Below are 21,717 nucleotides of genomic sequence, written 5' to 3'. Positions count from 1 at the left end.
TTGCTACTTTGGTAGAGTCAAAAGACACTATTACTAAGAGGCAAAAGATTGGTCGAGGGCTTCGAATCGCTGTAGATGAAACCGGTACGCGTGTGCCAGGATTTGATGTCAACACTTTGACAGTTATGGCTAACGAGAGTTATAAGGATTTCGCAGAGGGTTTACAACGAGAGTACGAGGAAGATGGTGTAATCTTTGGTCTGTTCGAGAGCGACAGTTTTGCCACGATTGTTTTGAGATACGATGAAATCACCGAAGATATTGAAGTTCTCGGTAAATCTAAATCAAAACAACTGTTCAATGAACTCAAGGAACGCGAGTATATTAATAACGCGGGACGGGCAACAGATTTTTTGAGAACAGCCGTTAAAGAAAAATCAATTGAATTAAGTGATGAGTTTAAAGATATCGCACCCCAGGTCCTTGAAGTGGCCGCAAGTAAAATTAAGAATCTTGAAATTCGGAATGCAGATGAGCGTGTTCAAGTTAAGCCACTGAAAGAAGCGCTACCTGAGAATTTCTTAAAGCTTTGGGATAAGGTCAAATACAAGACTTCTTACAAGATTAATTTTGATTCCCAAAAGCTGATTGAAGAAGTCGTTAAAGGAACTGGTGGCCTTGAGAGCTTGAACGCCATAAAAACTAAGAAAGCTAGTTTTATCTATTCGAAAGCCAATTTGCAGATAAATCAAGCCGGTATTTGTCGGATGAAGATGCGAAATATAGCGTTGGCTCTTTAGATGATGCTCCATATCAATTACCCGATATCATCACATTTCTACAGAATGAGACCAACTTAACTCGCAAAACAATTGTCGGCATTTTAACCTCTGTGGATAATTTGGACATGTTTAAAAATAATCCATTGGCATATATGACACAGGCAGCTAAGATCATCAATGCCCATAAGAATCAATTAATCGTGGATGGCATTAAATACACAAAAACGGATGAGTATTATGATCAGAGTTTATTTTCCACAGAGACGCTTTATGCCTACCTTGGTCCAAACGGCAACTCGGTCAAGGTTGATGAAGAAAAAGGCAAGACTGTCTATGATTACGTGGTTACCGATTCTGAAGTTGAGCGGGAATTCGCCCGTTCGGCAGAGAAAGACGAGAATGTCAAATTCTACGTAAAACTTCCAGATTGGTTTACAATTCGGACCCCACTTGGACCGTATAACCCGGACTGGGCCCTCCTTTATGAAGAGGATGATAAACAAGAACTCTATTTTGTTGTTGAAACTAAAGGAGACATCAGTTCAGAGCAGTTGCGTCCTCACGAATATGCCAAGATTAAATCTGGTGAAAAGCACTTCCAGGCAATTTCCACGGACATTAAGTTCCGACGCCTCAGTAGGGAATCGGATTTGGATGCTTAAATGGTTGGACAGTAAAGATCATTCCGTGAGAGAAAAAATAAAAGTCTGCAGATTCTAAATTTTTACCACTCTGTCGACTTTTTTCTTTTTATTGGAGCAATTTTGCGAGGCAACGAATGATATGTTTTTCAAGGGCCAACCAGAAATGCTTTATCAAGCGATTCAGTCACCTAAGACATTGATGGTGTTTGATGAGCAGAATCACGCGGAAGAACACTGCCACATGGGGGCGCTGAATTATTACAACCAACAAGTATTCGAGTGGTTAGCAAACACCCTATAAACAAGGCAGCACACAAAAATAGGCACCGACAAACATTCCGTTTTGTCAGTGCCTATTTTATATGCTGTCAAGCTTCCTCAAAATCCATATCTGTCATCCGCGCCTTGAGTCGGGTGTAGTGCAGGATGTTGAAGAGCGAGAAGACCACGATGATGCCCAGCAGGACGAGCATCGAGCTGCCAGCTGAACCGCCAATCATGACGGTTTCGCGTAGGCCGGAGACCACGTAACTCATCGGTAAGAACGGATGAATTGCTTCAAAGAAGCCGTTGCTGAGTTCAATTGGGAAGGTACCGGCAGCGCCACCCAATTGGACGACCAACAATACCATGGCAATGAATGATCCCGCCTTACCGAGCAAGAGGTTAAGCCAGGTGACCAGTGACATGAAGGCCACTGCCGCGAGTACTAACATAAGCCAGGTTTGGAACATGTTAATTGGCGACAAATGGTTCAAGCCGGTTAGGATGAAGAAGGCAATCGTGGCCGCGAGAACGGCAAAGCCATCCATGATAGCGGCCTTGCTGGCCCACCATGAGATACCACTGGTTGGGCGCTTGCGTGGGGTGTAGGCATCGAACATCAGGTTCACAATCATTGCGCCGACGTAGAGGGAGACGCCTAGCATATAAGGGGCCATGGAAGTCCCGTTGTTAGGCACTTTGTCTTTGTCTATTTGCTTCAGATCAACAGGAGATGCGAATGCCTTGGATTGTTTCTTGTCGTAATTGAGTTTTGGTAACTGTGCGGTGGCGCTGGCCAGTTTCGTGCTCAACTGAGTGGTGCCGTTGTTGAGCGTGGTGACACCGTTGTTCAAAGTCGTAGTGCCACTCGCCAATTGGCTGGTGCCTGAAGCGGCGGTGTCGAGGCCATTTGTCAGAGTGTCGGCACCGTTTTCTAATTGACCGCTCTTACTATTCAATGTGGACACACCCTGGTTGAGGGTGTTCGCACCGTCGCTGAGCTTTGCGATACCGTCAGTCAGGGTGGTGACCTGTGGTAAGGCACTTGAGATGCCTTGATTGAGCGTGTTAGCGCCTTGGGTCAGCTGTTGGTTACCAACCAACGCGCTGTCGATGCCATTAGCGAGCTGTTGACTGCCTGAAGTGAGTTTACTACCAGCTGTAGCTAATTGCGTATTGGCACTCGCAAGTTGATTTGCGGCACCCGTGAGTTGGGTGAGGGCACCAGTGAGTTGCTGTGAGCCCTGTGCTGTGGTTGGAGAGCTGAGTTGGGTCAGCGCCTGCTGCAGTTGCGTGAGCAGTGGTGAGAGCGCGGCACTTTGCTTATCAGCACTGGCGGTCATCGTCGCACTGGTGGTTTGTTGTAAGGCCTGTGTCTGTTCAGTGGTTAGATTGAGTGACTTGGCTTCCGCCGCGATGGCGCTATTGACGGCTGAAGCGGTCGCAGTTTGACTGGCACTGACGTTTTGCAGGGCGGTTTGCGTGGCCTTAATCAGTGTCGCGAGCTGTTGCAGCTGTGCTTGTTGCGAAGAATCGCTCATAGCAGTATTGAGCTGGGTGGCGAATTGATCGAGTTGCTGAGCAAAAGCGGTACTCTTGGTGGCCAATGTTGCTGTGCTGTTTTGATACTGTTGTAGGCCCGTGTTGAGATTCTGTGCACCCGCTTGGAGTTGGGTGAGGCCGTTGGTGGATGTCTGGAGTCCTTGAGCGAGCTTGCCGCTACCGGTTTGTAGTTGGGTTAAGCCGTTACCGAGTGCCGGCAGCTTGGTGTTGACGGTATTGAGACCAGTGGCGAGTTGATTGGTACCCGTTTTGACGTCACTGACTGCTGCAACGTAATTACCGATACCGGTGCTCAGTGTCTGGCCGCCTTTTTTAATTCGAGTGACCCATTGGCGAGTTTCTGCATGTTGGTGTTGAGCGTATTGGCACCAGTGCGGAGTTTCTGTGAACCGCTAGCGAGTTGTTGGCTCCCATCGGCGGCTTGTGTCATGCCGCCTTCGAGTTGGTCACAGCACTGACCAGAACCTTGGCATAGGTGCTGGCAACTTGGCCATTGAGTTTGGTCTGCATAGTGGTTGCGGCACCGGACGCCATTTTACCAGCCATCAGATTGTGGCCCGAGCTGGTCTCAAGCTTCAGCTGCATGGCGTGTGGGGAATCGGTCAAAATCGTGGTAGCATCCTTAGAAAAATCAGCGGGGATGGTGTAAATGGCGTAGTACTTGCCCGAATTTAACCCATCATCCGCCTTTTTAGCGGAAACCGCGGTGAACTTCAACGCCTGCTGTTCCGTGAGATTATCGCTGAGTTGTTGGCCCAGTTTGAGTGTTTTGCCGTTCATGGTTGCGGAACGATCCTGATTGACAACGGCGACGGGCAACTTGTCGAGTTGGCCATAAGGGTCCCACATCGATGCCAGGAAGGTCCCGGCGTAGATCGATGGAATGAAAAGAATGACAAATAATACGACAAGCATGAGTTTGTTTTTCATTAGATATTTGAATTCTGCTTTTAACATGACGCCACCTCGGATTGAAAATTTATTTTCTCAATCTAACGCGTTTTGAAAAACTTCCCAACCCAAAAAGTTTACGAGTGGGGTTTATGCCACACTTGTAGTAAAATTGGGGCTAAATAGATCAAGAGGGGAACTGAATGGACAAGCGTATTGAGAAAACACATGCGGCAATCAAGTCGGCTTTTGAGGACTTAGTCATGGCCAACCCGGGGAAGCGCATCAGTGTGTCCGAACTGACACAGAAGGCCAATATCAATCGCAAAACATTCTATCTGCACTACGACTCGATTGATGACCTGTGGCAATCCTATGTCGATGAAATCAGTGATGATCTCTTCTCCCGACTGACCGCACGTCCGTCTGATGTGTACTTACGGGAACGAGGACTGTTACTGACGGTATTTGCGGACTTCTTCAGCAGTAATCGCAAATTTGCGAGTTTCCTGCTGACCAGCAATGAATATGGTGGCCTGATCAGTCAAATTTTGCGTCAAGTCGCTGGTGCAATGGCAAAAGTGCTGCAACGAGAGCGGCACTATACAGCGGACGATGCCTTGATGATTGCGACGTTTCGGTCAATAACATGGTGGCAATGTTGCGGCTTCAGTTGAACGGGGATACCCACATGCCACCAGAAGAAGCGCGGAAGAAGATTCTCACGTTGACCCTGGATGGGTTGAAGGGTATGGGGCTGGAGATTCCCGATTAGTGATTTTTGCAAAATTATCTTTTCGGTACCATAATGAAGAGAATATAGATGAATCAGGAGGAGTGACTATCATGGCAAAAGTATTCATTAGTGATCGAATTCCAACAGCAGCTGCGGACACCTTGAAGCAGGCGGGGCTAACCGTTAGCGCGTATGACGGCGACGGTTTGATTTCACATGCTGAACTGGTCAAGCAAGTGGCAGATGTGGACTTCTTAATCGCAACACTATCGACGCAGGTTGATGCGGATGTGATTGCAGCCGCACCAAACCTCAAGTTGATTGCCAATTATGGTGCAGGGTTTAACAACATCGATATCGACGCGGCCACAGCGCGGCATATTGGCGTCACCAACACGCCCGCCGTTTCGACCAACGCGGTAGCTGAATTGACTTTAGGCTTAATGCTGGCTGCCAGTCACCGCATCGTCGAGGGTGACCAGTTGATGCGCACAGAAGGCTTCGACGGTTGGCAGCCACTGTTCTTCTTGGGACATGAATTGCGCGGCAAGACACTGGGCATCGTTGCCTTGGCAGTATCGGCCAAGCCGTCGCCAAGTTAGCCGTCGCGTTTGGCATGCAGGTCAATTACACACAACGCCACCAGTTGGCTGCTGACAAGGAAGCTGAATTGGCGGTTCATTTGTTGATTTTGATACCATCGTGAGTGACAGCGACTTCATCTCACTGCACATTCCGTTGACGCCGGAGAGCCAGCATGAGTTCAATGCGGATGTATTCAAGCGCATGAAGTCAACAGCGTGGTTGATCAATGCGGCGCGTGGGCCAATTGTGGACGAGGCGGCCTTAGTCACGGCCTTACAAAATGGCGATATCGCCGGCGCAGCACTCGATGTGTATGAACACGAACCAGAAGTGGAACCAGCATTGAAGACCATGAAAAATGTGATTCTCACACCGCACATTGGGAACGCGACGGTTGAGGCTCGCGACCAGATGGCGATGATTGTCGCTAATAATGTGATTAAGACATTGAACGGCGAAGCAATCACAACGGTTAATTAGTAGAGCGCGAAACCACACGGGTTGGCTGTGAGTACTAACGGAACTAGCGCAATAATTGCGGTCTGTGCAATTAGCGCTAGTTTGGTTAGGCGGAACAGGCAGTGTGGTTGAGCGCGTTTAGAATCCGGGCTTTGGATTCGTCAAAGATGAGCTAACCGGAGTGTTTTGCCCTTTGGAGCGCGTTTGCGCTAGTTGGGTTAGGCGGAACAGGCAGTGTGGTTGAGCGCGTTTCATCTTTCCAAATTCGCACACAAAAGAGCCAGCGACAAATCGAATGATTTGTTGCTGGCTCTTATTTTATATACAGGTACTTATTGAATTTAATCGCAATTGAATCACTGCTGGCAACAGTGTGCAAACTAAGAAGGATGAAATCGTGTTGGGATTAGAGCTTCTTTTCGAAGCCTTCCATTGGTGCGAGTTGATTCTGATAATCTTGTGCCTGATCGGTGTCCGTGGTGAAGTGCATAACAGGCTTGAAGGATTCACTCAAGTAAACCTGCATGACGGCTGGAATCGCAAGATCACTCATGTCATAAGGACTGAGCGCGGTGCGAATGCTTGTCCGGTCGTTGTTCTCCACCTTTTGAACCCATTGTGGTTCGCGGATGAGCTCACGGCCCATGGCAGCGAAGTCAGCGCCTAAAGCGAGGACATTGTCGGCATCTTCAGGTGTCTCAACGGAACCGACACCGATTAATGGGGTATGGTCGCTGACAACAGCGGCAAACTTGGCCAGTAATGGCTCTGTGTCTGACTTGTCGTTCAGGGAGCTGCGCTTGTAACTACCCATTGAGATGTGCAAATAGTCAACCAAATCACGAATCTGCGCTGCAAAGAAGAGTGAGTCATCGATGCGAATCCCTGGTGTCTCGATTTCCTCGGGTGACAGCCGATATCCGATAATGAATGGTCGGTTGGCCTTGTCCGCTTCTGCCCGCGCGCTTGCGATGGCGGCCAGTGGAAAGGCAAGACGTTGCGCACGATCGCCACCCCATTGATCAGTTCGCTGGTTTGAGTTAGGTGAGAAGAACTGCTGCAACAGATAGGTGTTAGCCCCATGAAGCTCAACACCATCGAAGCCGGCTGTCACTGCGCGGCGTGTTGCCTGACCAAAATCATCGATGATGGCTTCGACCTCGTCACTGGTCAACTCGCGCGGTGTCTCTGAGTCGGGTGGATAAGCGGCCGCGAGGGGACTCGCACTGACAGGCTGATCACCGCGCAGAATTTTTGTGGTGCTCTTGCGTCCGGCATGGAAAATCTGCAAAATAGCCTTGGTTCCATTGTGATGGATGGCCGCGGCAACCTTAGCGAGACCAGGAATCATATCATCACTGGCAACGGAGAGCTCACCTTCAAATCCTTTACCGTTCTCGGACACGTTAGCGACACCGGTCACAATCATGCCGGGGCCACCAGCACGCTTTTTATAGTAAGCGACCTCGTCTGATGTGACCATCCCGTTATAGAAGCTGGTCATCGTCGTCATTGGACTCATGACGATCCGGTTTTTCACTGTGAGACCGGACTTAAAAGTGTAACCATTCAGAAATTCGTTTGCCATGTTTCTCTCCTTGTCTTCGAGCTTATTTTTGTTAGTGTAACTCGAGTAGTTCCTAGTATAGCGGGATGGATAGATTTAACTAGTACCCACTTTTTGTGGGATAGGCACCAAAAGTAAGAATTGGATAGGAGCGGGATTCATGACGAGAATTTATCATTTGGGTATTGAAGAGACGCTGGCGGTGATTGGTGGCAAGTGGAAACCGCTACTGCTTTGTCACCTGGGAAACGGGCCTCAACGTCCCGGTGAATTGCATCGCAAAGTCGATGGTATTACACAAAATGTTGACGCAGCAGCTACGAGAATTGGAAACAGACGGCATCATCACGCGCAAGGTCTATGCGCAGGTGCCACCCAAAGTTGAGTACGGGCTCACCGAACGCGGCAAGAGTCTGCGCAATGTGTTGGTGGCGATGTCTGAGTGGGGCGAGGCCTCAATCAAGGCGCGTGCCGCTGAGGGCGAAACCGTTGAGTTGAAAAATATGGATTACAGTGGCTATCTGAATTACTGAGATGTCCCTTTATGGTGATATCGTGGTACACTCATCATGTATGCGATTACATTTATGGAGGCGCAATGATGGCACAAGAAGACTTACAAACAATGATTGATAATATGTCGGCCACTGATCAAAAGCGTGACGCTGGTTTAGTCGAACCCGATACCGTGACGGCAGTGAAGGACCTCGCGTACGGGCCACACGGTGTTGAGAATCTGACCGATATTTATTTTCCAAAGGGGACAACCACAGCACTACCCACAATTGTGAGCATTCATGGTGGCGGCTTTATCTATGGCGACAAGGAGCTGTACCGGTTCTATACGATGTACTTGGCGAGCCAGGGATTTACCGTTGTGAACTTCAACTATCGCCTGGCGCCCAAGACGCATTATCCCGCACCGCTGGAAGACACCAATAATCTGATGAATTGGTTAGCGGCCAATGCAGCAACGTATCATGTCGACATGAACAACCTCTTCATTGTGGGCGACAGCGCTGGTGGGCAAGTCGCAGAACAATATGCGGTGATGTTAACGAATCCGACGTATGCGGCCAAGTTTGATTTTGCCATGGCGCCGGTCAAGCCCAAGGCAGTCGCGCTCAATTGTGGCGTCTACTTCACTGGCCAAAACGGTCCAGCCAATGAGAATTTTCCGTATTACATCGGCGACACGGTGACCCCGGCGGTAGCAGCACAGTTCCCTGTAGAGCCATTCATTACCAGCGATTTTCATCACGCATTCGTGATGACCGCTTCCGATGATTTCTTGAAGCCACTGGCTAAACCACTTGCCGATTTGATTGCGGCACAGGGCGTGGGCGTTGATTATCATCTGTATGCGAATCCCGATGGTTCAAAACTGATGCACGTGTTCCATCTCGATCAGCGCAGTCCAATCGCCAAAATCTGTAATGATGAAACATTGGCCTTTTTCCGGCAGTTCGTCGAATAGCACAAAAACCGCGACAATTATCGCGGGTTTTTGTGTGCTTATTTTGCTAGAACCGGTGCCTCGTCCATAATCGATGCCACGGCCGTTAACAGCGCGAGATATCACCGGCGTAGACTTCACCGATATTGCCGATGCGGAAGCTGTCAATTGCCGCGATTTTGCCGGGATAAATGATGAAGCCTTGGTCTTTGAGTGCGCGATAGAACGCCATGAAATCAAAATCCGGTGTGGGATACTTGAAACTGGTGATAATCGGGGACTGAAGCGTTTCTGGTAGCAGGGGGTCAAAACCCAACGCGCGCATACCAAGCCTGAGTCGCGCTTGATTGTCCTGATAGCGTTCAAACCGGGCTGTCACGCCGCCTTCTTGTTGTAACTCGTGCAAGGCTTGGTGGAACGCATAAACAGTGTGGGTCGGGCTGGTGAAGCGCCACTTGCCAGCATAATCTTCGAAGCTGCGCCACTGTTCGTAGAGGTCAAGACTCAACGAGGTGGCGTTGCCCGCCGTCTGCATCAGAGTTTCCCGATTGGCAATGACGAAGGCAAAACCGGGGACGCCTTGAATGCACTTGTTGGCACTGGAAATCAGGTAATCGACGTGCAGTTCATCGATATTGATGGGCACGCCACCGAAACTGGACATGGCATCCACAATCGTGACAACGCCCAACGCATTGAGCATGGGAATGACTGAGAGGTCGTTCAGCAATCCCGTTGTGGTTTCGCAGTGCACCATGGCAAAGTGAGTAATCTCGGGATGTTGGGTGAGCGCTTCTAAAATGACATCTGCGTTCGCCGGTTCAGTCTCACCGAAGTCAATCGCGAGGTAGTCAATGGCCAAGTGGTCTGCCATCTCCGCCATGCGCTGACCGTAAGCACCGTTGATGGCGATAAGTAGGGTACCGCGCCCCTTGCGATTTGGCACGGCAGTTTGCAGCACGGATTCGACACCAAAACTACCACTGCCTTGCATGAGAATTGTGCTGTATTGCTCGGCGTCGGCATGGCCCACAGCGAGCAGTTGTTGGCGGATATCCTGAGTGAGTGCTTTGTAGTCATCGTCCAAGTGCCGTGGTCAACCAGCATTCGGTTTTTACTGATAGGCTGGTGGTGAGCGGGCCGGGCGTCAGAAGTAGGGCCGCTTGTTGTTGGTTATAGATCTCAATCAATGGCATCAAGTCTGCCAGTGTGTCGATCACCGCATCGGCACCAGCGGTCTCAAAGACGTCACGCGCGTTTTGCTTCAGTGCATGCTGTTCAGTCGGTGATAAGGCCAACCATTCGGCCTCGGATAAGCCAATCAGATTGCTGCCCTCAAGCACACTGATACTGATGACACCGGCGTTTTGCCTTCCAAAATATCGTTGACGGTATCCCCGACCTTGATCACCTCTTGTGGGTTATCGAGGTGGAGGCGTTGCATCGCCTTCAGCAACATGGCGGCATCGGGACGGCCAACGCCATCGGTGAGCTCTGACGTCACATTCAAAACAGGGGCGTACCCCTGTTCAGCGGCCAGCGGGGAGAGCTGGGCAATCATCTGGCGCGTGTAGCCCGATGTGGATGCCATCGTGATGTTTTTGGCGGTGAGATAGGCCGCTAGTGCCGCCATACCCGGTTTGAGGGTCGCAGTCTGCGTTAAGATCGCGGTAATGCTGGTTTGAAATTGGGCGTACACCTTATCGATGGCGGCGTCACGATCCGTGGTGTGGCCCTGTGCCGTCCAGGCAGTCCAAATTGCGGGATCCGCAAACATTTTTTCGATATGAATCTTCTTGTCCAGCCCGACGTCTTGGCGAATGACGGCTTCTTCGAGCGGAATGTTGAATGCCGCAAAAGCAGCTTGAAACGCAATAATCGGGGCGCGGCTTCCGTAGTCGATCGTGGTGCCGGCCCAGTCAAAAATAACGGCTTGAATCACAATAGGTCTCCTTATTAAGCGATGATGTGTTTCCGAAGGCGAGTTGAAATTAATTCTAAGACAAGGACAAAGGCTAGAATCAGATAGATGATGAGCCCGACCTCATGGAAGTTAAAAGTAAAAGTTGCTGGCGACATAGAGCTGATAGCCGATGCCACCCGCACCGGCTGCGGCACCCACCACAATGGCGTTAGCAAAATTAATTTCAAAACGGATGAAGGTCCAGCTCAAGAAGCGAGCCGCGAGCGTTGGCATGATGGCCTGCGTGAGCAGTGGCAGGAAGCTGACACCGCTGGCCCGCAAGGTTTCGAGTGTATCCGCTGGAATTTCTTCAATACTGTTGGCGTACACTTTGGCGAGATAGGCCATGCTGTGGAAGGTGAGTCCGATTACGGCAGCGTTGGGGCCAAGTCCCAGTGCGGCACTGTAGATCAGCACCCATAGAATCGTCGGAATCGCTCGAATCAAGGCCATGAGCCCTTTGACAGAAGTGGCGAGCCAGCGCGGTGCCAGATTAGCCGAGGCCATTAAGCCAAAGAGTAAACCCAACACGGCGCCCAAAATGGTGGTGATGAAGGCGAGCTGAATACTGGCGAGTAAGCTCGTTAACAACTTGGCCCAAGAGTCATTGCCGACATTGGGCGTGAAGAACATGGCGGCGAGGTTAGCCCAGAAGCTCGTGAAGGCCGCCGCAAAATCGAAATGGTTGGGAATCACCGAGATGAGGCCATAACCGGATAGCACCGCGATGCTACCGATGACGAGCAACAATGTGAGTTTGCGTGTGCTGATTCGTGTGCGGGGCACGCGCAATTGCGGCAGTGTTTGTGGATAAGTTGGTTTACTGGCACGAATCATGCAATCACCTTCCTGATAAGATTAGCAACCATCTCGAGCGCAATGACCAGAATTACTAAGGTCAGGACCACGAGTCCGGCTGCCGGGTAGTTGAGACTTTTGAAATAGAGATCAAACAAGAACCCAACGCCGGTGCCCGTGAGTAGGCCGACCAGCGTGGCGTCGCGCAGGTTGTTTTCAACGCTGTAAAGCAACCACTCGCTGATGGGCACACTGATTTCGGGTAGGAGACTTTGCGCCAGTGCTTGCGGGTAAGTGGCGCCGGTGGCACGCAAGGCTTCGAGTTTGTCCGGATTGAAGTCCTCGATGGTCTCCATGAATGCCCGGGTCAAGAAGCCCAGATTCATGAGGAATAAGGCGAGATAACCCGTCAATTCGTTTTGCTTGAAGGAGAAGAGCAGTAACAGCGCCCATGCGATGACGGGGATGTTGCGCATGAGTGAGGCGAATCCGCGGATCAACCAGCTCAACGTGGCACTGTGGGTCACGATATTGCGCGCACCCAGCAACGCCAGTATCAAGCTCACGAGTCCAGCGAGACCGGTAGCTGCCGTGGCAATCACGAAGGTGCGCCACAACTGATAGCCGATACTGCCCAAGTTGGTGAATGCCGCAGCGTCTGGTATGAAGTGTTGCAGCATCCAGGCAATCCCGTTGTGAGCCTGCAGTAGAGTCGCTTGCTGAAAGCCCAGTCCCAGGCTTGCTATCAGATAGAGTGTCGCTAGCCCAGCCAGCGTCAGTGCGAGGCGCAGGTGTTTGCGATAGAAAAAGTCATGGGCAACCTCCTAAGCATAGATCGCTTGAATCTGCGTGTCGCTGAGGGCATCGGGGGTGCCATCAAAGACCAATTGACCTTGATTCAAGGCAATGACATGGTCCGCGTAGTCGCGAGCCATCTCGACCTGATGTAAGTTCACAATGACAATCAACTGCTTAGCATCCGCGAGCTGGCGCAGCGTCTGCATCACCAGCGTTGCGGATTTGGGATCGAGTGAGGCAATCGGTTCATCGCACAACAACATTTTGGGATGTTGCATCAATGCCCGTGCGATACCGACCCGTTGCTTCTGACCACCACTGAGCTGTCGGCAGGCAGTGTAGGCGAAATCACTGAGTCCCATCTCATCGATCAGAGCCAGTGCTTCTTCGCGTTCGGCCGTGGTATAGAGCGATAACATGCCACTGATCATCGATTTGGCGCCCAGACAGCCGTGCAGGACGTTCTCTAACACGGTCAACGGTTCAATTAGATTGTAGTTCTGAAAAATCATGCCGATGTTGCGCCGCACGCGTTGCAGGGCGCGCTTATTGAGTTGACGGAGATCTTGATCATCGAGTAAGACTTGGCCCGCATCATCGCTGATCAATTGATTGAGGCTACGCAACAAGGTGGTTTTACCCGCACCGGATGGCCCGATAACCGCGGTCACGGTACCTGGAGCCGCCTTGAACGAGACGGCTTGCAGGGATTGTTTGTCGTGGGTGTAGCTCTTAGCCAGTGAATTGACGACAAGCATAAGTGGCTCCTTTCGTTATTTGTCCAGAATTTTGTGCGTTGGGGCGTACCAGTCATCGGTGATGGCGATGTAGTGCACCTTACCGGTTTGTGTAGTGAGTCCGTGGACCTTGGAATCCTTAAGGGCGAAGAAGTGCGGATTATCCGTGGTGGATTGGGAGGTCAGTGCCTTCGTGAGCGCGCTGATTTCGGACTTGCTCAAACCACTGTCGTTCATGACAATCGGACCGTTTTGAACCGAGTATGTCCCAATCGCGACCGTGGACTTGCCGCGCACTGCGTCAAATGGGGCTTCGGCCTTGGCATCAACCGTGAATGTTGTGCCGGCCTTGGACATGTCGCCGTCGAACTTACCATAGTGCACCAAGTCAACATCATCAAAGGCCGCCACATCGACGTCACCCTTGAGCACATTGACCGCGGAGCCCTGGTGAGATTGGCCATACAGAACCTTGCTGAAGAACGCGCCACCTTGTTGCAGGTCGGTCTTTTTGACGTGGTTCGCGGCCGCAATCGCACCGGCTGGCACGGCGAAACCCGATGTGGATGTTGCGGCCACGAATGAGATTGACTTGCCCTTCAGTGCCTTTAATGAGAATTCGCCGCCTTCACGATACCTGTCGGCTTTATCCTTTGGCACCATCAAGTAGCTGTGATAGAAGGCATCTTTTAACGTACCGGAAGCGCCGGAATAGGTGACCAAAGGATTTACGTGCTTGTTCTGGTTGCGCGCTTCGATATAAGAATCGGGTCCCATGACCGCAATCTGGGCCTTATTGGAACTGATGGCTTGGATGGCCATGTTGTAATCGGTGGTGGTTTGCACTTCAACTGGTCGGCCAGTCGCCTTTTGAATCAGCTTACTGAGATCGTTTCGGACAGGGCCGGCTTCCTTGGTGGAGTCGGATGGCAGGAAGACCACCGTCAACTTATCCTTGGGCTTGCTGGTCTGGGCATCACTCTTGGTTGCGCTACATGCTGCCAGGCCCAGGGTCAATAATCCTAATGTCGCTGCTGTCACCATCAATTGCTTCTTCATTCAAAAATCCTCCTCGTGGTTGCTTGATATCATCGAACACTTTTCAGTCTAGCGAGCGCGTGTAAAATTGATTAACGGATTATGTATTTGTTATGTATTAAAGCTGTGAAGCTGACAGGGGTTACATAAAAATGGTGATATTCAGACAAAATAAGGAAGGGGGTATGACAAAACTACGTTTTGTCATACCCCCTGCTTCAATTTCCGAACAAAATAGATTAATCGTGTTCCAAAAGACTGAGAATTCCGGTTAACTAGGATTGATTCAAAGCCTAAGTTCGGGCTTTAGCATCAATCCCTGTTAATCCTCATTCTCAGGGCGTCTTTTGTCACAACTTTGTTTTTAGAATGTCAGGGTTAACTTGTCGGTATCGACCGTCAGCGCTTGCCCAATCGGCACGGTGAAAATGGGTTGGGTGTGGCCGACATTGAGGTCATAAATCACGGGAATGGTTTGGAGCAGTGGAAACTTGTCGAGAATGTAGCGCATTTTGGCCTCGGTCATGCCGGTTTCTTTGGGGAAACGACCGATGAGCAGCGCCTTGAGATGCGGCAACACCTGCAATGTCTGGGCCAAGTCGCGATTGAAGTCTTGAACAGCACTGCCTTCTGAACTCTCGAAGAAGAGCACAGGATCGGGGACAGATGGGAGATAGGCGGTACCAAAGAGCAACGGCAGTGTGGCGTGATTGCCGCCCATCGAGACACCGGTTGTTTGGCCGGCGTGATAGACACCCCATCGGTTGGGGTGCAGCTTCCGTGGTTGTGGCAGAAACCAAGCGTCACTGGACCATTCGGTGGATGCGGTGAGAGGCTGCGGGTAATCAGCACTGACCGCGTTCAAGAAAGCCTGAGTCTGATAATCTTGGAGCGCAACCATCTTGAAGCTCGAGTAACTCGGGCCGTAATAGGTGACCAGACCCGTTCGTGCAAAAATCGCGTTGCAGAGAATGGTGATATCGCTGTACCCACAGAAAATTTTGGGATGATCGGCAATCAGTTGCCAGTCGATGTATGGCAACAAATCATTGGCCGTATAACCGCCGATGGTTGTGAGAATCGCCTTCACGTGCGAATCGCGGAACGCTTCATGCAAGTCTGCCACGCGACTAGCGATACTGGCGGATTCAAGAATGTCATTGTCAGCGATGTGTTGGCCAAAAGTGACCGTGAAACCTAATTTTTTCAAGGCGCGTTTTGGCGGCGAGATTGGCCTGCATGCCACCAATATGGGCGAGTGAGCTTGAGGGTGAAACGATGCGGATTTCATCGCCCGGCCGCAACCGCGCGGGAATAAGTGGTACCATAGAGGTCATCTCCTTAGTTACAGCTGAGTATAACAGAAAGAAGGGATTGGATGAGTGAGGAATTTCATCGTGCATTTGGGGTTTATGGCATTGTCGGCGACAGTGACAGTCTGGTTGTGATTCGCAAGAATGGTGGCCCGTACATCAATCGTTACGACCTACCAGGGGGCAGCCTTGAATCAGGCGAGCCATTGGATCAGGCGATTCTACGAGAGATTCACGAGGAAACCGATTTGACGGTGAAAGCCGTTCAACAATTGGGTATCACCTCGTTTCGCTATCCATGGGCCTATCAGGAATGGCGCATGAATCAGCACATCTGTGTTTTCTATGCCGTAACCGATTATCAAGGCACCGTGGCCGCACAAGTGGCCCAGTTTGTCGGTCAAGATGCTTTAGGCGCGGTGCGTTTGCCGCTAAATGCCCTCACCATCGACAATGCCTCGCCCTTGGTGCTCAAGGCCAAGGAATACCTGCAGACACAACAATTCGATCCCACCGATACCACGTTTGCGAACTGGTCTGTTCTAGAGAAACCGGTGTGGTAAAAAGGAGTAGACATCAATAGCATATCAAGTGGATTTTAAAACCGTTTCAACGATTGGGTTAGAAAGCTCACCCGTGGCACAGGCATTAGCTGGTTTACGGGCCAATGAAGCGCGGTATTTCTGGAATAAATACAAACACGAATTTGTGACCGAACCAGCTGCCAACAATCCAGCAATCGTGGCCCGCGTCAACACCATTCTCGGTGAACGCGACACGCACTTTGAGACAGCGCCGCTCGAGGTCAGTGATTTTGAAGTGGCTGGCGTGCGCTAGTCGTATGTCTTTTATCAAAACGGGCTTGTGGTGAATGTGCTCTATACCTTAGAAGAGGGTGGCAAGCGTGCAGTCGGCTTTAAGCTGAGTGATGGCATGCCAATTCCAGAAGAGTTTGAAGGCAAGTTCAAGTTTGCCCGTCAGAAATCAAAACTTGCTGGCACTATTCGCGGATCGTTCTTTGTGATTAAGGGCGATTATCCAGACTGATAACTAAAAGAAGAGGAAGTGACGCCACACTGGGCATCACTTCCTATTTTGTCGTTTTTAGGTGCTCGAATCGATTGCCTGAGGGCATTGAGCATATCCAGCGTGGCAGCGCGAGTTTGTTGCCGAATCAGGGGATCGGAGCTGCGGAGCTTCTGCAGGTAGCGAGGCAGGTTTCGTGGCAGTCCCTTGTTCACCTCCGCGACCGTGGTGGCATTGCCTACTTTGAGAATATCGTAGAAATTATTGAGGATATTGGCTCGGACATCAGGTTGGAGCGTGGCGAGCCAGGCGGTCAACATCCGCTGTGTGTACTGTGAGAGCCAATCGGTTTGTGGCAAGCGCTCAAAGGCTTGGCCCACCACCTGCCAAGAGAAAAGATCGTGCTGATAGAACATGCTGGCGTCGCTGTGAACCACGCCAAAGTTATTCTGTGTGGTCATCAGCATGCCAATGATGGCGGTCTGTGGCACTAATTTCGTGATGCGGGCTTCAAGCAAGGGTTGTTGTGGCAGTGATCCAGGTCCGTCAAAACTGTACACGTGTTGCACGTTAGCTTGCAGCGCAATGGGAAGTTGCTGAAGCGCATAAACCGCGAGATTGCCGCCCTTAGAATGCCCCACCAGATAGTACTGTCCCGGAAATTGCGTCATTTGTTCTTGTAGGTAGCTCGCCGCACTGATCTGGGCCGGTACGGTTTGCAAGAAAGTCATATTGAAGTCTTCCTTCCAGCCAACCAACGAATTGGTCGTGCCACGGAAGCTAACGACATAGGTCTGGTTGCCTAGCGCAAATGTAATCGCGGCGAACTGTTCTTGCGTATCTTGTCGGGTGCGCTGAACATAGCGTTGCCAAGCAACATCTCGATAGCGAGCAGCGTGGCTCATGGCCATCACCAGTGAATGACTTTTGGGTGGGAACCAATTGCGTTCCGTCACCCGGGACTGGACGTTGGTATCGGTCAGCTCACCGAACCGCTGAAAATGATGTCGATTCAAATAGGAATAGTCGAAGTAGGCAGCCTGAGCAAAGATGGCGGCATCGACTTCGGTCAGAGATTTGCTTTCAAATGTGAATTGACTGGTTTGCGTTGCGTATTGAATCATATTGGCCATGGGGCACCTCCTCACGTTCAACACTCACTTAATTTATTGTAGCACGGGTCCCTGTGATTCTTGTGAGGGTTTCACTCGCGTAAATCGCTTTCAATAAGTGTATGATAGAGGTATGAAGGGACTGATAAGATGACAGCATTAACAGATGTATACACATTAGCAAACGGGATTCAAATTCCAAAAGTTGGTTTTGAACCTGGCAGATGGCACCAGAAGACGCCACACCTGCTGTTGAAAATGCGATTGCGCTCGGTTATCGACACATCGATACCGCACTCGTGTATGGCAACGAACGCGCTGTCGGATTTGGTATTCGCAACAGTGATGTGAAACGCGAAGATCTCTTTGTGACCTCGAAGTTGCCTGCTGAAACTAAGGACTATGACGGGGCATTACGTGATTTTGAAACGACCATGGCCAATCTCGAGCTCGACTACTTGGATCTCTACTTGATTCACGCCCCATGGCCTTGGCGCGAGATGGGTGGCAATTATGACACGCAAAATCGCGATGTGTGGCGGGCTATGGAAGAAATTTATGCTTCGGGCCGTGTGAAGGCAATCGGGGTATCGAACTTCAATGTGCACGATCTACAAAACGTGTTCAAGGATGCCAAAGTCAAGCCGATGGTCGACCAGATTCAATATTATGTCGGCTACACAGAACCCACCATTACCCAGTTTGCGCAAGAGCAAGGCTTGTTGGTTGAAGCCTATTCACCACTGGCAACTGGTGGTATCTTGAACAACCAGGTGCTCAATGGTTTGGCAGCGCATTACGGTGTCAGCATTGCACAATTGGCGATTCAGTTCTGTGTGCAAAATGGTGTCTTGCCGCTACCAAAGGCAACGTCACGGGACCATATTGCCAATAACGCGCAACTGAATTTTGAAATCAGTGACGCCGATATGGCCAAAATGAATGCATTGACGGGAACTCGCAATTAAAAAGAAAAAGCCGCGCCGAAAATGGGCGGCTTTTTTGTGAGCGCAGCCGCAGTGGTGGCGCACAGAGTTGCGGTATACTGATGGCACGAGATAAAGGAGGATCACAGGATGGATTTGGAATTAACAGGTAAAACGGCTCTGGTGACCGGCTCAACCAAGGGTATCGGTCGCGCGATTGCGGATGTGCTCGCACAAGAAGGCGCCAACGTCATTATTAATGGGCGCAAGGAGGCCGTTGTCACCCAGGTTGTGAATGAATTGCAGGCAGCTCATTCCGCTGTTGATATCATGGCCGCGCCTTTTGATTTGAGCGATGAGGCAGCCGCAGATGCATTGATGGCAGCCTATCCGGATGTCGATATCTTGATCAACAACATGGGTATTTTCCAACCAATGGCCTATTCGGATATTGATGATGCGACTTGGCGGCACTTCTTTGAGGTCAATGTGTTGGCCGGCAATCGCCTCGCAAAGCACTATCTGCCACAGATGCTGGATCATGATTTTGGCCGGATTATCTTTATTGCCAGCGAGGAAGCCTTGATGCCATCCGGTGAGATGCCACAGTATTCGATGACCAAGACAATGAACCTGTCACTGGCCAAGAGCCTATCGAAGCTGACCAAGGCAACGAATGTGACGGTGAACACGGTGATGCCGGGGTCAACCCTCACAGAAGGCGTTCAGACGATGCTCGATGAGATGTACGCAGGCTCACCGCTCACGGCCAAAGAACGTGAGGCGGATTTCATGAAGGTGCATCGACCACTCTCCCAGATTCAGCGCTTGATTCGGCCTGAAGAAATCGGTCATTTTGTTGCTTTTGTGGCGAGTCCACTCGCCGGTGCCTTCTCTGGTGAAGCCTTACGGATGGATGGCGGCTTGGTACCCACAATTTTCTGATAGCAATATTTCATTTTGTGTCATTGTAACATTGACGTAATATTTATGAATGCGTATACTGAGACTATTGAAGATACTCGGGGGTGATACAGATGAAGTGGGGAATCAAGGCGGCAATGTTATTGGCGATAACAGCAGGTTTTGCCATGGCTCAGCAACATGCGGTGCAAGCTGCACCCAATAGTTTGATTGGGGTGCCAACACCCGAGCAGCATCAGCTCAATAATGATGAACTCACGCCACTGAATGGCGTCCTCACGATTAAGTATCACCCAGGCTATGGCATTGCGGTTTGGGATACACCACTTGAAGGCCGCAAAGTCGCAACACCACACAAGTTGATGACTGGCACGCACTGGCGTTACTCGGCAATCTATGTGGATTACGTTGGCTGGTGGGTACGTGTGGGCCAGAATCAGTGGATCTCGATGACGTATACGAATCTGGAACTGCCGATGAGTTGGCATATCACGCCTTACCAAAAACCGTGACGATTAATTATCGCAAAGGGTACGGCATCGCGATGTGGCAGGCCGTGCCAACAGGGCGCACTGTGATTGCGGGCAAAACATTACCAACCGGCAGTCATTGGTGTACTTGGTGGCAAGCGGTCACGCCAACGGGTCGCGTGCTTTATAATCTCGGTGGTAATCAATGGATTGAGCAGCAATACGTGAAGTAGTGTGTATTGCTTTTGCGGGCTAAAACCCTTAAAATGGATTGGTGTCTCATGAATAGATATGAGTCCGACTGACATGAAGGAGGAACCACGATGGCTGTTGAAATTGCTGTAGGTGACAAGGTTTCAGTCAAGAAGAATGGTGACGTGCCATTGAGCTTCAAGGGTACGGTTGAGAAGTTTTATGCTAATTCAGCATTGTTGTCAATCGATGAATTCGATGACGCCGATGCCCAATTGGTGGACGACCTCAAGCAAAAGACTGTGATTAACTATAAGAATATTCGTAAGGGTGGCAAGAACGTTGAACCACCTCAGTTAGAAGAAGGCAAGTAACCTGGTGATTTTGTATCGCAAAGGTTAAAAAGAGCCGTGACTTAGGTCGCGGCTCTTTTTTGTGTTTGATCTGGCAAGTGTGTCATGTGAAAGCTGTTGTGTTTACTCGTTTACCAACCGAATTGCTTGCAGATTTTTTGACCTCGTGTTATTTTATTTCTCATGAGGAGGCGGTTGCACGGGTAAACAAGACATCACGAATATGCCGCGTTCAACCGGCACGACCCGATTCATGATTGGATTTTTTCAGCCTAGCACTGTGCATCACAACTATTTTGAGAAGAGGTCAATTGACATGGTGAAAGTAACAATCGATAAGGATGTTGAATACAACACAAAGTATGCATTGAAGTTAGATGTCTATCAGGATGAAAGTCGCACCACCGATGATACTCGGCGGGCAATTATTGATATTCACGGTGGTGGTTGGTGGTTAGGCTACAAGGAAGAAGAAACAGATTGGGCCACGAAGTTTGTCGAAGCTGGCTACATCGTCTTTGTTCCTAACTATCGCTTAGCACCAGATTATCTGTATCCTGCAGGTGCTGATGACGTCGAGAGTGTTTATAACTGGATCAAGTCCTCGCCATATCGGTTCGACCGTGACAAGATTGGTGCGGTCGGGATGTCATCCGGTGGCAACCTGGCAATTGAGCTGGGTCTTCGTACCGGGATTCCGATTGCATCTTGGTCGGGAATTGTTGATCTCGATGCCTGGATTGAGAACCATCCTGACGTGATTTCCTCCAATAAGAACGCGCCTGTACCGGGGACACCGGTGGGCCAGATTAATCAGGTCGGCGCCAATGACTCTTATTACAAGTGGTTTGTCCTGAATTATGTTGGTTCCGACATGGCATTGCTCAAGGATGCCTCCCTCATCCACCGCATCACACCAAAGGCTGGCCCGATGTTCATCGCTAATTCACTCGATGAATTGGTTCCAATGGATGGCGTTGAACGCCTGTTGCATGAATTGACTGAGAATAACATTCAAACCACAGTCAAAACAATCAGTGGTCACGGCCACGGTGAGGCGTACATGGATCGTGCGCAAGAACCAACATTGGCCTTCTTTGATGAATTCTTGGGCTAATTATTAACGTCAATATTGTTCGCAAGCAGGAAGCCGTGACACTCTGAAAAGAGGTGTTGCGGC

21 protein-coding genes and 6 pseudogenes are annotated in these 21,717 nt (G+C 50.3%); 15 read left to right on the top strand and 12 right to left on the bottom strand.

The genetic code is table 11. From position 1 onward, the window contains the following. Window positions 1-8 precede the first annotated feature (8 nt). The 3 genes from JCM17471_RS15350 to JCM17471_RS14120 all read left to right on the top strand — a co-directional run bounded on the left by JCM17471_RS15350 (window position 9) and on the right by JCM17471_RS14120 (window position 1,667). Entirely contained in the window at window positions 9-740 is a 732-nt protein-coding gene (locus JCM17471_RS15350) for a hypothetical protein (protein ID WP_225354232.1), read from the top strand. Next, window positions 701-1,384, top strand: a complete 684-nt coding sequence (locus JCM17471_RS15345; RefSeq protein WP_225354231.1) for a restriction endonuclease — start codon at window positions 701-703, stop codon at window positions 1,382-1,384. The genes JCM17471_RS15350 and JCM17471_RS15345 overlap by 40 nt, the downstream gene beginning before the upstream one ends. A 121-nt stretch (window positions 1,385-1,505) precedes the next feature. Beyond that, a complete protein-coding gene (locus tag JCM17471_RS14120) occupies window positions 1,506-1,667 on the top strand; it encodes a hypothetical protein (RefSeq protein WP_156321659.1) in 162 nt (53 codons plus the stop codon). A 67-nt stretch (window positions 1,668-1,734) separates the two neighbouring features. Here the strand turns inward: JCM17471_RS14120 and JCM17471_RS08810 are convergent, their stop codons facing one another. The 3 genes from JCM17471_RS08810 to JCM17471_RS08805 all read right to left on the bottom strand — a co-directional run bounded on the left by JCM17471_RS08810 (window position 1,735) and on the right by JCM17471_RS08805 (window position 4,150). After that, entirely contained in the window at window positions 1,735-3,237 is a 1,503-nt protein-coding gene (locus JCM17471_RS08810; protein ID WP_054777581.1) for a YhgE/Pip domain-containing protein, read from the bottom strand. 248 nt (window positions 3,238-3,485) lie between these two features. Beyond that, window positions 3,486-3,623, bottom strand: a complete 138-nt coding sequence (locus tag JCM17471_RS13490) for a hypothetical protein (protein WP_082395273.1) — start codon at window positions 3,621-3,623, stop codon at window positions 3,486-3,488. Continuing rightward, window positions 3,620-4,150: a YhgE/Pip domain-containing protein gene (locus JCM17471_RS08805; RefSeq protein ID WP_054777580.1), complete on the bottom strand. Its 531-nt coding sequence runs from the start codon at window positions 4,148-4,150 to the stop codon at window positions 3,620-3,622. The genes JCM17471_RS13490 and JCM17471_RS08805 overlap by 4 nt, the downstream gene beginning before the upstream one ends. Window positions 4,151-4,287: 137 nt before the next feature. Between JCM17471_RS08805 and JCM17471_RS08800 the strand changes: the two genes are divergently transcribed. Next, a complete protein-coding gene (locus JCM17471_RS08800) occupies window positions 4,288-4,761 on the top strand; it encodes a TetR/AcrR family transcriptional regulator (protein WP_054777579.1) in 474 nt (157 codons plus the stop codon). Between the two features lie 169 nt (window positions 4,762-4,930). Further along, window positions 4,931-5,885, top strand: a pseudogene (locus JCM17471_RS14580) (NAD(P)-dependent oxidoreductase). A 385-nt stretch (window positions 5,886-6,270) separates the two neighbouring features. Here JCM17471_RS14580 and JCM17471_RS08790 read toward each other — a convergent pair. After that, a complete protein-coding gene (locus JCM17471_RS08790; protein WP_054777578.1) occupies window positions 6,271-7,452 on the bottom strand; it encodes an NADH-dependent flavin oxidoreductase in 1,182 nt (393 codons plus the stop codon). A 139-nt stretch (window positions 7,453-7,591) separates the two neighbouring features. Here JCM17471_RS08790 and JCM17471_RS14110 point away from each other — a divergent pair. Further along, a pseudogene (locus tag JCM17471_RS14110) lies at window positions 7,592-7,964 on the top strand (winged helix-turn-helix transcriptional regulator). Window positions 7,965-8,032: 68 nt separating this feature from the next. Then, a complete protein-coding gene (locus JCM17471_RS08780; protein WP_054777577.1) occupies window positions 8,033-8,908 on the top strand; it encodes an alpha/beta hydrolase in 876 nt (291 codons plus the stop codon). A gap of 85 nt (window positions 8,909-8,993) precedes the next feature. On the opposite strand, the pseudogene phnW reads toward JCM17471_RS08780, so the two are convergent. The 7 genes and pseudogenes from phnW to JCM17471_RS08745 form a co-directional block, all read right to left on the bottom strand. Next, window positions 8,994-10,083, bottom strand: a pseudogene (gene phnW / locus JCM17471_RS08775) (2-aminoethylphosphonate--pyruvate transaminase). Window positions 10,084-10,208: 125 nt separating this feature from the next. Then, on the bottom strand, window positions 10,209-10,829 hold the full coding sequence (phnX, locus tag JCM17471_RS08770) for a phosphonoacetaldehyde hydrolase (protein ID WP_054777576.1): 621 nt from the start codon (window positions 10,827-10,829) through the stop codon (window positions 10,209-10,211). Window positions 10,830-10,940: 111 nt separating this feature from the next. Then, the gene (locus JCM17471_RS08765; RefSeq protein ID WP_225354228.1) at window positions 10,941-11,687 is read right to left on the bottom strand and encodes a PhnE/PtxC family ABC transporter permease; all 747 of its coding nucleotides are present in this window, start codon (window positions 11,685-11,687) and stop codon (window positions 10,941-10,943) included. After that, window positions 11,684-12,328, bottom strand: coding sequence for an ABC transporter permease subunit (locus JCM17471_RS08760; protein ID WP_225354227.1), 645 nt, complete (start codon window positions 12,326-12,328; stop codon window positions 11,684-11,686). The genes JCM17471_RS08765 and JCM17471_RS08760 overlap by 4 nt, the downstream gene beginning before the upstream one ends. Before the next feature lie 144 nt (window positions 12,329-12,472). Continuing rightward, window positions 12,473-13,204 carry a phosphonate ABC transporter ATP-binding protein gene (phnC, locus tag JCM17471_RS08755; RefSeq protein ID WP_054777574.1) on the bottom strand — a complete coding sequence of 244 codons (732 nt, stop codon included), beginning with the start codon at window positions 13,202-13,204 and terminating at the stop codon, window positions 12,473-12,475. 15 nt (window positions 13,205-13,219) lie between these two features. Further along, window positions 13,220-14,242, bottom strand: a complete 1,023-nt coding sequence (locus JCM17471_RS08750) for a phosphate/phosphite/phosphonate ABC transporter substrate-binding protein (RefSeq protein ID WP_054777573.1) — start codon at window positions 14,240-14,242, stop codon at window positions 13,220-13,222. Window positions 14,243-14,585: 343 nt separating this feature from the next. Beyond that, a pseudogene (locus JCM17471_RS08745) lies at window positions 14,586-15,549 on the bottom strand (S66 family peptidase). A gap of 50 nt (window positions 15,550-15,599) precedes the next feature. Here JCM17471_RS08745 and JCM17471_RS08740 point away from each other — a divergent pair. After that, window positions 15,600-16,097, top strand: coding sequence for an NUDIX hydrolase (locus JCM17471_RS08740; RefSeq protein WP_054777572.1), 498 nt, complete (start codon window positions 15,600-15,602; stop codon window positions 16,095-16,097). A 16-nt stretch (window positions 16,098-16,113) separates the two neighbouring features. Next, a pseudogene (locus JCM17471_RS08735) lies at window positions 16,114-16,581 on the top strand (DUF8821 family protein). On the opposite strand, the gene JCM17471_RS08730 reads toward JCM17471_RS08735, so the two are convergent. Further along, a complete protein-coding gene (locus JCM17471_RS08730; RefSeq protein WP_054777571.1) occupies window positions 16,569-17,693 on the bottom strand; it encodes an Mbeg1-like protein in 1,125 nt (374 codons plus the stop codon). The pseudogene JCM17471_RS08735 and the gene JCM17471_RS08730 sit on opposite strands and share 13 nt — an antisense overlap. 129 nt (window positions 17,694-17,822) lie before the next feature. On the opposite strand from JCM17471_RS08730, the pseudogene JCM17471_RS08725 reads away from it, so the two are divergent. The 6 genes and pseudogenes from JCM17471_RS08725 to JCM17471_RS08700 all read left to right on the top strand — a co-directional run bounded on the left by JCM17471_RS08725 (window position 17,823) and on the right by JCM17471_RS08700 (window position 21,654). Continuing rightward, a pseudogene (locus JCM17471_RS08725) lies at window positions 17,823-18,640 on the top strand (aldo/keto reductase). A gap of 108 nt (window positions 18,641-18,748) precedes the next feature. Beyond that, entirely contained in the window at window positions 18,749-19,543 is a 795-nt protein-coding gene (locus tag JCM17471_RS08720) for an SDR family NAD(P)-dependent oxidoreductase (protein WP_054777570.1), read from the top strand. Window positions 19,544-19,635: 92 nt separating this feature from the next. After that, window positions 19,636-20,034, top strand: a complete 399-nt coding sequence (locus JCM17471_RS08715) for a hypothetical protein (protein ID WP_054777569.1) — start codon at window positions 19,636-19,638, stop codon at window positions 20,032-20,034. Further along, entirely contained in the window at window positions 20,004-20,225 is a 222-nt protein-coding gene (locus JCM17471_RS08710) for a hypothetical protein (protein WP_162208376.1), read from the top strand. Before JCM17471_RS08715 ends, JCM17471_RS08710 begins: the two co-directional genes overlap by 31 nt. Window positions 20,226-20,315: 90 nt before the next feature. Beyond that, the gene (locus JCM17471_RS08705) at window positions 20,316-20,558 is read left to right on the top strand and encodes a DUF2187 family protein (protein WP_054777567.1); all 243 of its coding nucleotides are present in this window, start codon (window positions 20,316-20,318) and stop codon (window positions 20,556-20,558) included. A gap of 295 nt (window positions 20,559-20,853) precedes the next feature. Beyond that, a complete protein-coding gene (locus JCM17471_RS08700; RefSeq protein ID WP_162208375.1) occupies window positions 20,854-21,654 on the top strand; it encodes an alpha/beta hydrolase in 801 nt (266 codons plus the stop codon). The last annotated feature ends 63 nt before the right edge of the window (window positions 21,655-21,717 follow it).

The organism is Lacticaseibacillus saniviri JCM 17471 = DSM 24301, assembly GCF_001311785.1.
Taxonomy (GTDB): Bacteria; Bacillota; Bacilli; order Lactobacillales; family Lactobacillaceae; genus Lacticaseibacillus; species Lacticaseibacillus saniviri.
The sequence above is the reverse complement of the archived record's forward strand: the minus strand, read 5'-3'. Positions and strand labels throughout refer to the sequence as shown.

Bases quoted from the DNA above. Each gene is read 5' to 3' on its own strand.
- phnC (WP_054777574.1), bottom strand. From the start codon at position 13,204: ATGCTTGTCGTCAATTCACTGGCTAAGAGCTACACCCACGACAAACAA.
- JCM17471_RS08765 (WP_225354228.1), bottom strand. From the start codon at position 11,687: ATGATTCGTGCCAGTAAACCAACTTATCCACAAACACTGCCGCAATTG.
- JCM17471_RS08720 (WP_054777570.1), top strand. From the start codon at position 18,749: ATGGATTTGGAATTAACAGGTAAAACGGCTCTGGTGACCGGCTCAACC.
- JCM17471_RS08700 (WP_162208375.1), top strand. From the start codon at position 20,854: ATGGTGAAAGTAACAATCGATAAGGATGTTGAATACAACACAAAGTAT.
- JCM17471_RS08800 (WP_054777579.1), top strand. From the start codon at position 4,288: ATGGACAAGCGTATTGAGAAAACACATGCGGCAATCAAGTCGGCTTTT.
- JCM17471_RS08780 (WP_054777577.1), top strand. From the start codon at position 8,033: ATGGCACAAGAAGACTTACAAACAATGATTGATAATATGTCGGCCACT.
- JCM17471_RS08730 (WP_054777571.1), bottom strand. From the start codon at position 17,693: ATGGCCAATATGATTCAATACGCAACGCAAACCAGTCAATTCACATTT.
- JCM17471_RS08750 (WP_054777573.1), bottom strand. From the start codon at position 14,242: ATGAAGAAGCAATTGATGGTGACAGCAGCGACATTAGGATTATTGACC.
- JCM17471_RS08715 (WP_054777569.1), top strand. From the start codon at position 19,636: ATGAAGTGGGGAATCAAGGCGGCAATGTTATTGGCGATAACAGCAGGT.
- JCM17471_RS08805 (WP_054777580.1), bottom strand. From the start codon at position 4,150: ATGTTAAAAGCAGAATTCAAATATCTAATGAAAAACAAACTCATGCTT.
- JCM17471_RS08760 (WP_225354227.1), bottom strand. From the start codon at position 12,328: ATGCTGCAACACTTCATACCAGACGCTGCGGCATTCACCAACTTGGGC.
- JCM17471_RS08790 (WP_054777578.1), bottom strand. From the start codon at position 7,452: ATGGCAAACGAATTTCTGAATGGTTACACTTTTAAGTCCGGTCTCACA.
- JCM17471_RS14120 (WP_156321659.1), top strand. From the start codon at position 1,506: ATGTTTTTCAAGGGCCAACCAGAAATGCTTTATCAAGCGATTCAGTCA.
- JCM17471_RS13490 (WP_082395273.1), bottom strand. From the start codon at position 3,623: ATGACACAAGCCGCCGATGGGAGCCAACAACTCGCTAGCGGTTCACAG.
- JCM17471_RS08740 (WP_054777572.1), top strand. From the start codon at position 15,600: ATGAGTGAGGAATTTCATCGTGCATTTGGGGTTTATGGCATTGTCGGC.
- JCM17471_RS08705 (WP_054777567.1), top strand. From the start codon at position 20,316: ATGGCTGTTGAAATTGCTGTAGGTGACAAGGTTTCAGTCAAGAAGAAT.